Below are 12,312 nucleotides of genomic sequence, written 5' to 3' on the forward strand. Positions count from 1 at the left end.
AAAATATTTCCACGTGATCGACTGACCACGCCGTACCGGCCGCACCCTGCCCGACAACAACAAACAGCGGGAGCCTTGCAATGCCTACCCTCGCCTGTCGTCCGCGGCCCTTCCTCGCCCAGCCCACGAGTACCGCCATGACTGAACATGCCGACCTGATCATCCACCACGCCCGTCTCTACACCGTCGACCCGCACCGCCCCTGGGCCAGCGCCGTGGCGGTGCGTGGCGAACGCATCGTGCACGTCGGCGACGACCGCAGCGTGCTGGCTTTCCAGGGCCCTGCCACGCGCATGATCGACGCCCAGGGCAAGCTGGTGCTGCCAGGCTTCGTCGAATCCCACTGGCACTTCTCCACCACAGCCTTCGCCCATCAGGCCTTCGTCAACCATGAAGACCCTCACCAGGTGCTGGCCGCGCTCAAACGCTATGTGGACGAGAACCCCAACGAGAAGGCCATCACCGGCATGGGCTGGGTCCAGGCCCTGGTGCCTGCGGACATGCTGCGCCGCGAAACCCTGGATGCGATCTGCGCCGACAAGCCAGTGTGCCTGCTGTCCACCGACTACCACTCCATGTGGGTCAACTCCAAGGCCCTGGAGCTCGCTGGCATCGACCGCGACACCCCACCGGTGGAAGAAGGCGCCAGCTGGTTCGAGAAAGACCCGCACACCGGCGAGCCCACCGGGCTGATCGTCGATGGCGCGGCCTACTCGCTGCTGATGCAGCGCCTGAGCGACCAGGGTTACCTGCCCGTGGGCATCGACCTGTACCTGCGCTCGATCGCCCTGTGGCAGGAGAAACTGGTCGCCGCCGGCATCACCACCGTGTTCGACGCAGGCTTTCTCGACCCGAGCGGCGATCAGTCGCTGCTGTATCAAACCCTGATGCGCCTGGAAAAGGAGCAACGCCTCAAGCTCCGGGTGGTCGGCAGCTACATCGACATGGGTACCGACCCAGATCCGGTGGCCAGCCTCAAGGCCCTGCGCAGCGAGTATGCAAGCCCACTGGTCAAGGCCCAGGCGCTGAAACTGATGCTCGACGGCACCGAGATGAACCACACCGCTTACCTGCTCGAACCCTACTGCGACAAGCCGCACAGTTGCGGCAGCACCACCATGCCGGAGGAAACCTTCGAGCGGCACGTGCGCGAGGCCGACCTCAACGGCATCGACGTGATGGTCCATGCGGTCGGTGACGGCGCCGTGCGCATGGCCCTGGACGTGTTCGAGCGCGTCAGTGCGAGCAACCCACCGCGCGACCGTCGCCATGTGATCACCCACGCGTTCCTCACCCACCCGGACGACATCCCGCGATTCCGCCGCATCGGCGTGATGGCCAACACCCAGTTGCAATGGGGCGTGGTCGACGCCTATACCCAGGCCATCCAACAGTCATACGGCCCCGAGCGCTGGGCCTCGATGTACAAGTTCCGCAGCTTCATCGAACAGGGCGTGACCGTCTCCATCGGCATGGACGGGCTGGCCTGCCAGTGCCGCTGCCAGCATCGACCGGTGGAGCACATCGAGTCCGGCCATACCCGGCAACTGGCCGGCGAGCCCGACGCGCCGGTGATGCCGGACATCCACGAGAAGCTGAGCATTCCGCAGCTGATCGCCGCCTACACCATCAATGGCGCTTATCAGCTGGGCCTGGAGAAGGAAATCGGTTCGATCACCGAAGGCAAACGTGCCGACATCATCATCCTGGAGCAGGACCTGTTCGAACTGGACCGCTACCAGATCGGCAAGACCGAGGTGCTGCTGACCCTGATGAACGGCGAAGTCACCCATGACCCGTTGCGCCGCGCCCTGACCTGAACGCAGGCGCTTCGCCCCACCCCGCAGGGTCGCACCAACACGCGGACTGCGGGGCGGCCACCTGCGACACGCATCAGCCATTTCATCCATCGGGACCCCGACAATGCACAACAATAATGCCCGGCTCCAGCGTGCTTCTCTGATCTTCATCGCCAGCACGGCAATCATCGTGATCGGCGTTCAACCCATGTTCATCGGCCTGTTGGCCGAACGCCTGGGCCTTTCCCTCAGCCAGCAAGGCCTGGTGATCGCCATGGAAATGGGTGGGCTGGTGCTCGGCACCCTGCTTAGCCCGTGGCTGGCCCGACAAGGCAGCCAGCGCCGCGTCTATGTCCTGGCAGCGCTGCTGGCGCTGGCCTGCAATCTGTTCACGGCGCAAAGCGCCAGTTACACGCTGGTACTGGCCTGGCGTCTGCTCGCCGGGATTGGCGGTGGCCTGCTGTACGCCAATGCCCTGAACGATCTCGGTCGCCTGCCGGGGCAGGACCGCTCCTTTGGCCTGGTGCTGTTCCTGCAGACCGGCATCTTTGCCTTCTCTGCCGCAACCCTGCCGCTGGTAGCCGAAGCGTTCGGCAGTTCGCTGGCGATCGCCTCGATGGCGGGCTGGTTCGGCCTGATCAGCCTCAGTTGCATCGCCTTGCCGGTCTGCCAGATCGTGACCGGCGGCGCCGTGCTGGCCGCCAGCGGCCAGGGCTCGGCGCGCATCGGTCGCTATTCATTGCTGGGTATGTTGTTTCTGCAATTGGCAATCTACAGCGTCTGGGGTTTCGTCGATCAGCTGGGGCACGACCAGGGCCTGAGTGCCGTAGAAGTGGGCTGGGCATTCGGCATGGGCGTGCTGGGTGGCCTACCTGGCTCGGGCCTGCCGAGCCTGTTGGGCGCGCGGGTCAGCCGGGGGCCGATGATCGGCCTGGGCTCATTGCTGGTGCTGTTGGCGATCGTCCTGCTCGCCGGGGGTTCACCAAGCGCGATGAACCTGTTCGTGGCGCTGTTCATCCTCAACTTCGGCTGGGCCCTGGCGCTAAGCTACTACATGGGCGCCATCGCCACCAATGACCCTCAGGGCCAGCTCACCCCCCTGGTGCCGATCACGCAGGCCAGTGCGGCGGCGGTTGCACCTGCGTTCATCTCGATGCTGTTGCAGGTGACCGGCAAGCCGTCGATCTTCATCACCGCCGCCAGTGCAGTGACGATCGGTTTTCTGCTCAAGTGCATGGCGGGCATGCGCGAGCGACAGAAGGCTCTCTAGAAAAAGGGGCGCCAAGCGCCCCCAGGTTGCGCGGTCACTCAGCCAGCAATGCCTGGATCACCTTCTCCTGCCCGTCATAGCCTCCTTCGCCGTAATGCACATGGCGCACCTGCCCTTGGCGATCGATGAAGTAATGGGCCGGCCAGAATTGGTTGCCCCAGGCATTCCAGATCCGGTAGTCATTGTCCACCGCTACCGGATAGCCGATGCCCAGGCTGGCCACTTTCTGGCGCAGAGTGCCCAGGTCATGCTCGTAGTCGTATTCGGGCGTATGCACGCCGATCACCACCAGCCCCTGGTCGGCATAGCGCCGGGACCAGTCGTTGACATGGGGCAGGCTGTGCTGGCAGTTGATGCAGTCCCAGGTCCAGAAATCAACCAACACCACCTTGCCTTTGAGCGCCGGAGCATCCAGCGGCGCAGAATTCAGCCACTGGCTGGCGCCGGACAGCGAAGGCATGGCGCTCTGACCGTCCCGCGCCGCCAGGTAACCGGCCAGGCCAAGCCCTACCAACCCCAGGCCCAGCCCGCCCACCCTGATCAGCATGCGCCGATCAATTTTCATGGCAGCCGCCAGTGGCATAGCTACGGTACTCCACGCTCTGACGCTGGCCGTGGGAGTCCAGGTAATCCATGCGGGTGGTGACCACGCCACAGGCGTTGGCCTGGTCGTCCTGGGTAGAGAGTACTTTCTGGATATCCAAATGGTCGCCATAGCGGTATTGCATCACATTGCCCTGCATCGATTGCGGGCTTGCCTGGGCACCGATGGCCCCCAGACTGGACAAGGCAAACAAGGCGGCGATGGCAAAGGTCTTGGTGGTCATGGCATCTCTCCTGCGAGTGTTCATGCGGTGGGGAGTGTTCCCCGGTCGAGAGCCATTTCACCGCTGGCGGGTATCGGGCCTGTGTCAGCGAAGGGCCCCTATTGCCTTGTGCTGTATCTATGACGTCGCCAGATACACTGCAATACAAAGCCCTGCCCGCAAGGGGCGCAGCGGTCGGTACACTGCGCCCATCCCCCCCGTACAGGACCCCTTTGATGGAACACGTCGATCACATCCTGGTCGTCGACGACGATCGCGAAATCCGCGAGCTGGTCGGCAACTACCTGAAGAAGAACGGCCTGCGCACCAGCATCGTCGCCGATGGCCGGCAAATGCGCGCTTTCCTGGAAAACAACGCAGTCGACCTGATCGTGCTCGACATCATGATGCCCGGCGACGATGGCCTGCTGCTGTGCCGCGAACTGCGCGCCGGCAAGCACCGCAACACACCGGTGCTGATGCTCACCGCACGCAACGATGAGACCGACCGCATCATTGGCCTTGAGATGGGCGCCGACGACTACCTCACCAAACCCTTCTCGGCCCGCGAACTGCTGGCGCGCATCAATGCCGTGCTGCGCCGCACGCGGATGCTGCCGCCGAACCTGACCATCAGCGAAAGCAGCCGGCTGATCGGCTTCGGCCAATGGCGGCTGGACACCACCGCCCGCCACCTGCTCGACACCGACGGCACCCTGGTGGCCCTGAGCGGCGCGGAGTATCGCCTGTTACGGGTGTTTCTCGACCACCCCCAGCGGGTGCTCAGCCGCGAACAATTGCTCAACCTCACCCAGGGCCGCGAGGCGGACATCTTCGACCGCTCCATCGACCTGTTGGTCAGCCGCCTGCGGCAGCGCCTGGGTGACGATGCCCGCGAACCTACCTGCATCAAGACCGTGCGCAGCGAGGGCTATGTGTTCTCCCTGCCGGTGCAGTTGCTCGAGTCGCCGTCATGAGATGGCCCCATACCCTCGCCTCGCGTCTGGCGCTGATCTTCCTCACCGGGCTGATGCTGGCCTACGGGCTGTCGTTCGGCCTGCAGTTCTACGAGCGCTATGTCAGTAACCGTTCGATGATGCTGAACAACCTGGAGCAAGACGTGGCAACCTCGGTGGCGATCCTTGAACGCCTGCCGGCCAACGAACGCGCCGCCTGGCTGCCCCGCCTGCAGCGGCACAACTATCGCTATCAACTGGACGAGGGCCTCAGTGGCCAGGCCATGCCCAGCGAGGACCCGCCCATGGCCGCCGACTCGATCGTCAAGGCGATCGGCCGAGACTATCGCCTGACCTTCCAGGAGATCCCCGGCCCCAGCTCGCACTTCCAGGCCCATCTGCGCTTGGCTGACGGCGCACCGCTGACCATCGACGTCACCCCGGCCGGCGTGCCCGTGGCCAAATGGCTGCCGGTGGTGCTGTTGATCCAACTGGCGGTGCTGCTGGGCTGCACCTGGCTGGCGGTGCGCCTGGCCATCCGCCCCCTGACCCGGCTGGCCCGCGCAGTGGACAACCTGGACCCAGACAACCCCGGCCCCCAACTGGACGAAAGCGGCCCCCGGGAGGTGCGCTACGCAGCGGCAGCCTTCAACGCGCTGCAAGCGCGCATCGCCGCCTACCTCAAAGAGCGCATGCAACTGCTGGCGGCCATTTCCCATGACCTGCAAACACCCATCACGCGCATGAAATTGCGCGTGGAGGTGATGGACGACGGCCTGGAGAAGGACAAACTCTGGAACGACCTAAGCGCCATGGAACACCTGGTGCGCGAAGGCGTGGCGTACGCCCGCAGCATGGACAGCAGCACCGAGGCGCCCTGTCGCATCAAGCTCGATGCCTTCCTCGACAGCCTGGTCTTCGACTACCAAGACAGCGGCGCCAAGGTCGAGCGTCTGGGCGCCACCGATGTCACCCTGCACACTCGCCCCCACGCCCTGCGTCGGGTGCTGGTGAACCTGGTGGACAACGCGCTGAAGTTCGCAGGTGCCGCGCAGCTTGAGGTCGAGCACGCCGGTAGCAGCACCTTGATCCGTGTGCTCGACGAAGGGCCTGGCATTCCCGCCGATGAACTGGCCGAAGTCCTCAAACCGTTCTACAGGGTGGAAGGCTCACGCAACCGCAGCACGGGAGGTACCGGCCTGGGGCTGGCGATTGCCCAGCAACTGACCCAGGCCATGGGTGGGCAACTGACCTTGAGCAACCGCGCCGGCGGCGGGCTGTGTGCGCAGATCGAGCTCAAATGATGCCGGGCCGCGTCCCGGCCGCGGCATCGTCTACACGCCGATACATAACCCCGAGGCCCTGGACACACTGCAGATACCCTGCCCGCACACACTCCTTGTCACACCTTGAGCCCCCAGGGCTCGAGTGCCCCAACCTGCTGACAAGAGAGCCTGACCATGAACGCATTGTCCCGCGCCTTTAACACCCTGGACCGCTTCGGTACCTGGAGCGCCGACCTGCCCCTGCGCCTGTTCCTGGCCTGGGAATTCTTCGAATCGGGTGTCGAGAAATTCAACGGCGCCAACTGGTTCACCGACCTGCAATCAAGCTTCCCCTTCCCGTTCAGCGTATTGCCCGCCAACGTGAACTGGCAGCTCTCGCTGTGGGCGGAGTTGATCTGCCCATTGTTGTTGCTGCTCGGCCTGGGCACACGCCTGGCCTCGGCCGTGCTGATGGTGGTGACGGTGGTGGCCATCGCCGCGGTGCACTGGCCGACACAATGGTCGAGCCTGGCCGAGCTTGCCCAGGGCTATGCGATCACCAACCAAGGCTACGGCAACTTCAAGCTGCCGGTGATCTATCTGGTGGCCCTGCTGCCGCTGTTGCTCAAAGGGGCCGGCCGCCTGAGCCTGGACCACTGGCTGGGCGGCCGATTCCAGGCCTTGAGCGTCAGAGCACCCGCCTGATCAACGGCTCGAGGCGGCTGTAACGCAGTCGCCGCAGCAGCTTTAGCACTTCACGCGGGTGCTCGCCGGCCTCGCCCAGTTCATCGGGCGACGACAATCTGGGGGCATGCCGACGGATAGCCTCGAGCTCGGCCTCACGAGGGCCAAGCCACTGCCCTTGGGGGTCATCGATCAACAGGCCGTTCTCGAGGTCGAGATTGAAACCGCGAGGGTTGAGATTGTTGCCGGTGAGCAAGCTGTAGCGCTCGTCGATCCAGACCCCTTTGGCATGGAAGGTGTGCCCCGGATCATTCCAGATCCGCACCTGCAACTGGCCGCTGGCAATGGCTACCTGGCGCCGATGGGCGAAGGCACGCAGGTTGTCCTCGTACAGATAGGGCAAGGCGGCACTGGCGGTAAAGGGTTGTCCGGGGGCGACGTAGAAGTCGTTGGCGGTTCGGTGGCCGATGATCAACTCCACTGTCACACCACGTGCCAACGCCCGGTCGATCTCCGCGAGCAGCACCCGGGGCGGGTTGAAATAAGGGGTACTGAGCACGATGCGCGAACGCGCAGCCGTCAGCAGCGCGCACACGCTGCGGTTGAGTGGGTTGCCCCGGCCGATGCCCAGCAGGGGGATCACCCGCAACCCTTCCCGGGCCGGAGCCGCGGGCAGTTCGTAGGCCATGTGCCTCAAGCGCGCACGCAACCGGCGAATCGCCCCACGCAGGCGCTTGGTGGTTGGCGGTGCAGGCAGGTCCAGGCGCGGTGTCGCGGTACTGGCCAGCATCTGCCGCACCAGATCGACCATGGCGTCGGCCAATCCAGGGCTGCGGAACAGGTGATAGCGGTCCAGTCGGTAGCGGTCGAAGCGATGCAGGTAGACGTTGTTCAGGCTGGCCCCCGTGTACAGCACCTGGTCGTCGATGATGCTGCCTTTGAGGTGCAGCACGCCGAACAGCTCGCGGGTCTGTACCGGCACGCCATGGATGACCACATCCAGGCCATGGCGTTGACGCTGGGCTTGGTACCAGGCCGCATTGCCCGGTTGCCGGCCCGCCCCCAGCAGGCCGCGCCGGGCCCGGAACCAGTCGACGACGATCAGCACCTCAAGCCCCGGTCGCGCCGCCTTGGCCCGGTACAGCGCATCGAGCACCTCCTGACCGGCCTCGTCCTCCTGCAGGTAAAGGGCGACGATGACAATGCGCTGCGTGGCCTTGGCGATCAGCTCGAGCAGGCGGGTGCGGTAGCTCACCGCATCGGGCAATACCTCGATGGCGCCGGGCACGAGGGCGAAGCCTTCCTGGGGTACCGGCACGGATTTACGGTTCAAGCGGTCGTCTCCTGTGCAAAGGGGGTGCTCCCGGTCATGGGTGCATTCCGGCCCCTGTCATCCGGGTGTACTATCGGGCCGGCCACGGCATAGAACAACAATAATTCCTCAAGGCTCGGTTTTTCTTATAGCCCGGAAAAAACGCAGCCTCAGCTTGCACAGGTAAATCGCACATGGTCCAGCCCTGCTCCGCGCAGCTTGCTTCCACGCTTCCCCCGCCCAGGACGTTCGGCTTCCTGGTGCAACCCAACTTCACCACCATCGGCCTTGCCTCGGCGGTCGAGACCCTGCGCATGGCCAACCTGGCGGCCTGCCGCCCGCTGTTCCGCACGGTGCTGGTCGCCGCCACGCCGGCCCCTGTGACCGCCAGCAATGGCATGCGCGTATTGCCGGACCATGGCATCGCCGATGCACCGTCGCTGGATGCCCTGTTCGTGGTCGGCGCCAACCCCATTGCCAACGACCGCGAAAGCCGACCGTTGATCGATTGGTTACGACGCCTGGCCCGCCAGCGGGTACCCCTGGGCGGCATCTGCACGGGCAGTTACCTGCTCGCGCGGGCTGAGCTGCTCAAGGGCTATCGCTGCACCATCCATTGGGAAGACATCGAAGCGCTCAAGGAGCGCTTCCCCGGCATCGTCATCTCCAATCAACTGTATGAGCTGGACCGTGATCGCTATACCTGCTCCGGTGGTGTGGCGGCCATGGACATGATGTTGCAACTGATCGCCCGCCTGCCCGACGGCCAGGCGATTGCAGCGAAGGCTGCCGAGCTGTTGCTGTGCGATCGGGTGCGGGGCGAACGTGACCGCCAGCGGGTGCCTCTGCGTACCCGGCTCGGCAATGCCCAACCCAAGCTGAGCCAGGTCGTGGCGATCATGGAAGCCAACCTGGAGGAACCCTTGGGACTGGAAGAGCTGGCAAGCCTCAATGAGGTGACGGTGCGACAACTGGAGCGGCTGTTCCACAAGTACCTGCAGCGCACACCCAGCCAGTACTACCTGGAGCTGCGCCTGTCACGGGCGCGGGAGATGCTGCTACGCAGCGATGCCCAGGTGCGGGAAATCGCCCTGGCCTGTGGCTTTACCTCGCCTGCGCATTTTTCCAAAAGCTACAGCCGGTTCTTTGGTCTGTCGCCGCTCGGAGAGCGGCGACAGGCGTCGTTGCATTGATACGTTCAAGACAGCGCTGGGCTCACCGCGAACAAGGCTTTTCGGCGGTGCCTGGCACCGGCTTTGCCGGTGTTCGCGGCTGAACCCAGTCCCACAGGGATCAGGCAAGTCTTGAGAGTGGCGCAATCCCGGTGGGAGTGGCGCTCGGAACAGTCAATCCGGCAACGCCCGATGCGCCGTTTCCCGGCAGGCCAGCATGGCCACCAACGCCACCGCCGCAGCGGCCAGCAAATACCCCGCTGGGGCCAGCGTATTGCCCGTCACCTTGATCAGCCAGGTGGCAATGAACGGCGCGGTGCCACCGAACAACGCATTAGCGATGTTGAAACTCAAGGCGAAGCCACTGAAGCGCACGCGGGTCGGAAAAATCTCCGCCAGCAGGCAAGGCAAAGTGCCGTCGTTCATCGCCAACATCGCACCGAACAAGATCTGGATCGCCAGGATCACCAGCAGCGGCTGATGATCCAGCAGGCTGAACAGCGGCACTGTCAGCCCCAGGAACAGCAGCGAGGCGATCACCAACATGGTCTTGCGCCCAAAGCGGTCCGACAACCGCCCCATCAAGAAAATCAGCCCAATATAGGTTGCCAGCGACACCGTCGAGGCGATGAACGAGTCACGCTCGCTCATGCCCATTTCATTGGACAGGTAGGTGGGCATGTAACTGAGCAGCAGGTAGAAGGCGACCGCATTCAGGCAAGTCACGCCGATGCCGATCAGCACGCTGCGCCGGTGCTGGGTCAGCAGTTCGCGGATGGGTGTGGAGCCCGCGCAGCCCTTGCTCTCCAGGCGCTGCTCCATCTCCAGGAACTTGGGTGTGTCCTGAAGGCTCATGCGGATGTAGCGCCCCACCAGGCCAAACGGTGCAGCCAGCAGGAACGGCAGGCGCCAGCCCCAGCTGTGCAAGGCCTCGGTACTGAGCAACGCATGCAGGGTGGCAACGAACGCGGCGCCGAACAGCAAACCGGCGGCGGTACTGGCCGGCACGATGCTGGTGTACAGCCCACGACGGCCCGCTGGTGCGTACTCGGCCAGAAACGCCGAGGCTCCGGCATATTCACCCGACGCGGAAAAACCCTGCACCAGGCGGATCAACAGCAACAGACACGGTGCCCACACACCGATCTGCGCATGGCTGGGCAATATGCCGATGCAAAACGTCGACACCGACATGATCAGGATCGACCACGACAACGCATTGCGTCGACCATGGCGATCACCGAAATGCCCCCAGACCACCCCGCCCAAGGGGCGGACGATGAATGACAGGGCGAACACCGCGAAGGTGGCCAGCAAGCCAGTGGTCTTGTCGGTATCGGGGAAGAACGTGGCGGCGATGATGGTGGCCAGGTAGCCATAGGCGGCATAGTCGAACCATTCGACGAAATTGCCCATGAAACTGGCCCGCGCGGCCTTGCGCAGCGCTTGGCGTTCGGCGTCCTGTGCCGGAAGGTCGAGATGGGACGCGCTCAAGCTGATCATCGTGCACCTCCCTGAGCGGGCAGCAAACGAGATTTCGGCACAACGGAATGACGCTGGGACATGACGGATTACCCTCTGTTCTTGTAATTGGCGGCAGGGTCGAGCGGTCACTGTCGGGAGGGTCGCGGGCAGGCCCGCGACCGTGCCCGAGGGTCACTTGCGAATAATGTTGTGCTCCGGGCCGTACGGGAAATGGGTGATGTTCTCGGCACCGTGTTCATTGACGATCAGGATGTCATGCTCACGGTAGCCACCGGCGCCGGGACGCCCTTCGGGCAGCATGATCATCGGTTCGATCGACACCACCATACCCGGTTCGAGCACGGTGTCGATGTCCTCGCGCAGCTCCAGGCCCGCTTCGCGGCCATAGTAATGGCTCAGGGTGCCGAAGGAGTGGCCGTAGCCGAAGGTGCGGTATTGCAGCAGGTCATGGCGCAGGAAGATCTCGTTCAGCTCGCGGGCGATATCGCAGCAGCGCATGCCGGGGCGCACCAGCTTCAGACCCGCTTCGTGCACTTCGACGTTGGCTTGCCAAAGGCGCAGGTAGTCGTCCGGGCAATGGTCGAGGAACAAAGTACGCTCCAGGGCGGTGTAGTAGCCGGCGATCATCGGGAAGCAGTTCAGGCTGAGGATCTCGCCCTTGCTGACCTTGCGGCTGGTGACCGGGTTGTGTGCGCCATCGGTGTTGAGCCCGGACTGGAACCAGGTCCAGGTGTCCATCAGCTCGGCGTCAGGGAAACTGCGCGCAATCTCGCGCACCATTGCCTGGGTGGCGTGCAGTGCCACCTCGTACTCAGGCACCTGATCGCGCAGGGCCTCGACCACCGCCGCGCCGCCGATGTCGGCCACACGCGCACCGTGGCGGATCAACGCCTGCTCCTCAGCGGACTTGATCATGCGCATGCGCATGCATGGCGCGCCGATGTCCACCAACTCGGCCTTGGGGTAGCAGGCAGCGAGCTTGGCGTGATTCTGCAGGTTGAGATGGTCATGCTCCACGCCGATGCGCGAGGCCAGCGGCAGGGCCTGCTGGATGGCGACGAAGAAGTTGTCGCGCTGCCAGTCGGTGTAGACGATGTTGTCGGTACCGACCGTGCGCCGCCACGGCTGGCCGCCGTCGATGTTGGCGCTGATCGAGACCACGTTGTCCTGTGTGACCACCAGCGCGTAAGGGCGGCCGAAGGAGCAGTAGAGGAAATCGCTGTAGTAGTTGACGTTGTGGTACGAGGTGAAGATCGCAGCCTCGATGTCATGTTCGGCCATGTAGGCGCGCAGGCGGGCCTGACGGGCCGCGTACTCCTGGGCGGAGAACGTGGGTTTGGCCTTCTCGCCGTTGCGGATCTTCAGGGTCTTGGGCATTTGCATGGTGGGTTTCCTTGTCGTTGTGGGCATGCTGTTCAGGCCGGTTGCCTGGGATGCATTGCAGCAGAACGACCAAGGGCGCTTTTGTATCTATCCGACCTGAAATTGGCGAAACGGCCACCGCCCATTCGCGGTCTTTGGATGGCTCGAACAAGACAAAGCCGCCCACCGGCTCCGCGCAAT

Annotated in this window: 11 protein-coding genes; 6 read left to right on the forward strand and 5 right to left on the reverse strand. The window is 64.1% G+C overall.

The features are described 5' to 3' along the window. Positions 1–137 precede the first annotated feature (137 nt). Positions 138–1,820 carry an amidohydrolase gene (locus IEC33019_RS09925; RefSeq protein ID WP_070091258.1) on the forward strand — a complete coding sequence of 561 codons (1,683 nt, stop codon included), beginning with the start codon at positions 138–140 and terminating at the stop codon, positions 1,818–1,820. 103 nt (positions 1,821–1,923) lie between these two features. Next, entirely contained in the window at positions 1,924–3,069 is a 1,146-nt protein-coding gene (locus IEC33019_RS09930; protein WP_070091259.1) for an MFS transporter, read from the forward strand. Between the two features lie 34 nt (positions 3,070–3,103). Here the strand turns inward: IEC33019_RS09930 and IEC33019_RS09935 are convergent, their stop codons facing one another. Together IEC33019_RS09935 and IEC33019_RS09940 are read right to left on the reverse strand one after the other, a co-directional pair. After that, the gene (locus tag IEC33019_RS09935) at positions 3,104–3,634 is read right to left on the reverse strand and encodes a thioredoxin family protein (RefSeq protein ID WP_070091280.1); all 531 of its coding nucleotides are present in this window, start codon (positions 3,632–3,634) and stop codon (positions 3,104–3,106) included. Next, a complete protein-coding gene (locus IEC33019_RS09940) occupies positions 3,624–3,896 on the reverse strand; it encodes a DUF2790 domain-containing protein (protein WP_070091260.1) in 273 nt (90 codons plus the stop codon). Before IEC33019_RS09940 ends, IEC33019_RS09935 begins: the two co-directional genes overlap by 11 nt. Before the next feature lie 215 nt (positions 3,897–4,111). On the opposite strand from IEC33019_RS09940, the gene IEC33019_RS09945 reads away from it, so the two are divergent. The 3 genes from IEC33019_RS09945 (at position 4,112) to IEC33019_RS09955 (ending at position 6,801) form a co-directional block, all read left to right on the forward strand. Continuing rightward, complete coding sequence (locus IEC33019_RS09945) at positions 4,112–4,852, forward strand: response regulator (RefSeq protein WP_070091261.1); 741 nt, start codon at positions 4,112–4,114, stop codon at positions 4,850–4,852. Further along, positions 4,849–6,135 (forward strand): sensor histidine kinase, encoded by a 1,287-nt coding sequence (locus tag IEC33019_RS09950; protein ID WP_070091262.1) that lies wholly within the window; start codon positions 4,849–4,851, stop codon positions 6,133–6,135. Before IEC33019_RS09945 ends, IEC33019_RS09950 begins: the two co-directional genes overlap by 4 nt. A gap of 156 nt (positions 6,136–6,291) precedes the next feature. Further along, positions 6,292–6,801: an HvfX family Cu-binding RiPP maturation protein gene (locus tag IEC33019_RS09955; RefSeq protein ID WP_070091263.1), complete on the forward strand. Its 510-nt coding sequence runs from the start codon at positions 6,292–6,294 to the stop codon at positions 6,799–6,801. Here the strand turns inward: IEC33019_RS09955 and pssA are convergent. Further along, complete coding sequence (pssA, locus tag IEC33019_RS09960) at positions 6,785–8,113, reverse strand: CDP-diacylglycerol--serine O-phosphatidyltransferase (protein ID WP_070091264.1); 1,329 nt, start codon at positions 8,111–8,113, stop codon at positions 6,785–6,787. The two genes, IEC33019_RS09955 and pssA, sit on opposite strands and share 17 nt — an antisense overlap. Positions 8,114–8,286: 173 nt before the next feature. Between pssA and IEC33019_RS09965 the strand changes: the two genes are divergently transcribed. Next, positions 8,287–9,285 (forward strand): GlxA family transcriptional regulator, encoded by a 999-nt coding sequence (locus tag IEC33019_RS09965; RefSeq protein WP_070091265.1) that lies wholly within the window; start codon positions 8,287–8,289, stop codon positions 9,283–9,285. A 153-nt stretch (positions 9,286–9,438) separates the two neighbouring features. On the opposite strand, the gene IEC33019_RS09970 is transcribed toward IEC33019_RS09965, so the two are convergent. Both IEC33019_RS09970 and IEC33019_RS09975 read right to left on the reverse strand, forming a co-directional pair. Continuing rightward, positions 9,439–10,767: an MFS transporter gene (locus tag IEC33019_RS09970; RefSeq protein WP_070091266.1), complete on the reverse strand. Its 1,329-nt coding sequence runs from the start codon at positions 10,765–10,767 to the stop codon at positions 9,439–9,441. A gap of 153 nt (positions 10,768–10,920) precedes the next feature. Further along, positions 10,921–12,132, reverse strand: a complete 1,212-nt coding sequence (locus IEC33019_RS09975; RefSeq protein WP_070091267.1) for a M24 family metallopeptidase — start codon at positions 12,130–12,132, stop codon at positions 10,921–10,923. Positions 12,133–12,312 lie beyond the last annotated feature (180 nt).

Origin of the sequence: Pseudomonas putida (genome assembly GCF_002741075.1) — a bacterium.
Classification (GTDB): domain Bacteria; phylum Pseudomonadota; class Gammaproteobacteria; order Pseudomonadales; family Pseudomonadaceae; genus Aquipseudomonas; species Aquipseudomonas putida_T.

What these genes read in the sequence shown, in the direction of transcription:
- IEC33019_RS09925 (WP_070091258.1), top strand. Translation starts at nt 138, where the DNA reads ATGACTGAACATGCCGACCTGATCATCCACCACGCCCGTCTCTACACC.
- IEC33019_RS09930 (WP_070091259.1), top strand. Translation starts at nt 1,924, where the DNA reads ATGCACAACAATAATGCCCGGCTCCAGCGTGCTTCTCTGATCTTCATC.
- IEC33019_RS09935 (WP_070091280.1), bottom strand. Translation starts at nt 3,634, where the DNA reads ATGAAAATTGATCGGCGCATGCTGATCAGGGTGGGCGGGCTGGGCCTG.
- IEC33019_RS09940 (WP_070091260.1), bottom strand. Translation starts at nt 3,896, where the DNA reads ATGACCACCAAGACCTTTGCCATCGCCGCCTTGTTTGCCTTGTCCAGT.
- IEC33019_RS09945 (WP_070091261.1), top strand. Translation starts at nt 4,112, where the DNA reads ATGGAACACGTCGATCACATCCTGGTCGTCGACGACGATCGCGAAATC.
- IEC33019_RS09950 (WP_070091262.1), top strand. Translation starts at nt 4,849, where the DNA reads ATGAGATGGCCCCATACCCTCGCCTCGCGTCTGGCGCTGATCTTCCTC.
- IEC33019_RS09955 (WP_070091263.1), top strand. Translation starts at nt 6,292, where the DNA reads ATGAACGCATTGTCCCGCGCCTTTAACACCCTGGACCGCTTCGGTACC.
- IEC33019_RS09965 (WP_070091265.1), top strand. Translation starts at nt 8,287, where the DNA reads ATGGTCCAGCCCTGCTCCGCGCAGCTTGCTTCCACGCTTCCCCCGCCC.
- IEC33019_RS09970 (WP_070091266.1), bottom strand. Translation starts at nt 10,767, where the DNA reads ATGATCAGCTTGAGCGCGTCCCATCTCGACCTTCCGGCACAGGACGCC.
- IEC33019_RS09975 (WP_070091267.1), bottom strand. Translation starts at nt 12,132, where the DNA reads ATGCAAATGCCCAAGACCCTGAAGATCCGCAACGGCGAGAAGGCCAAA.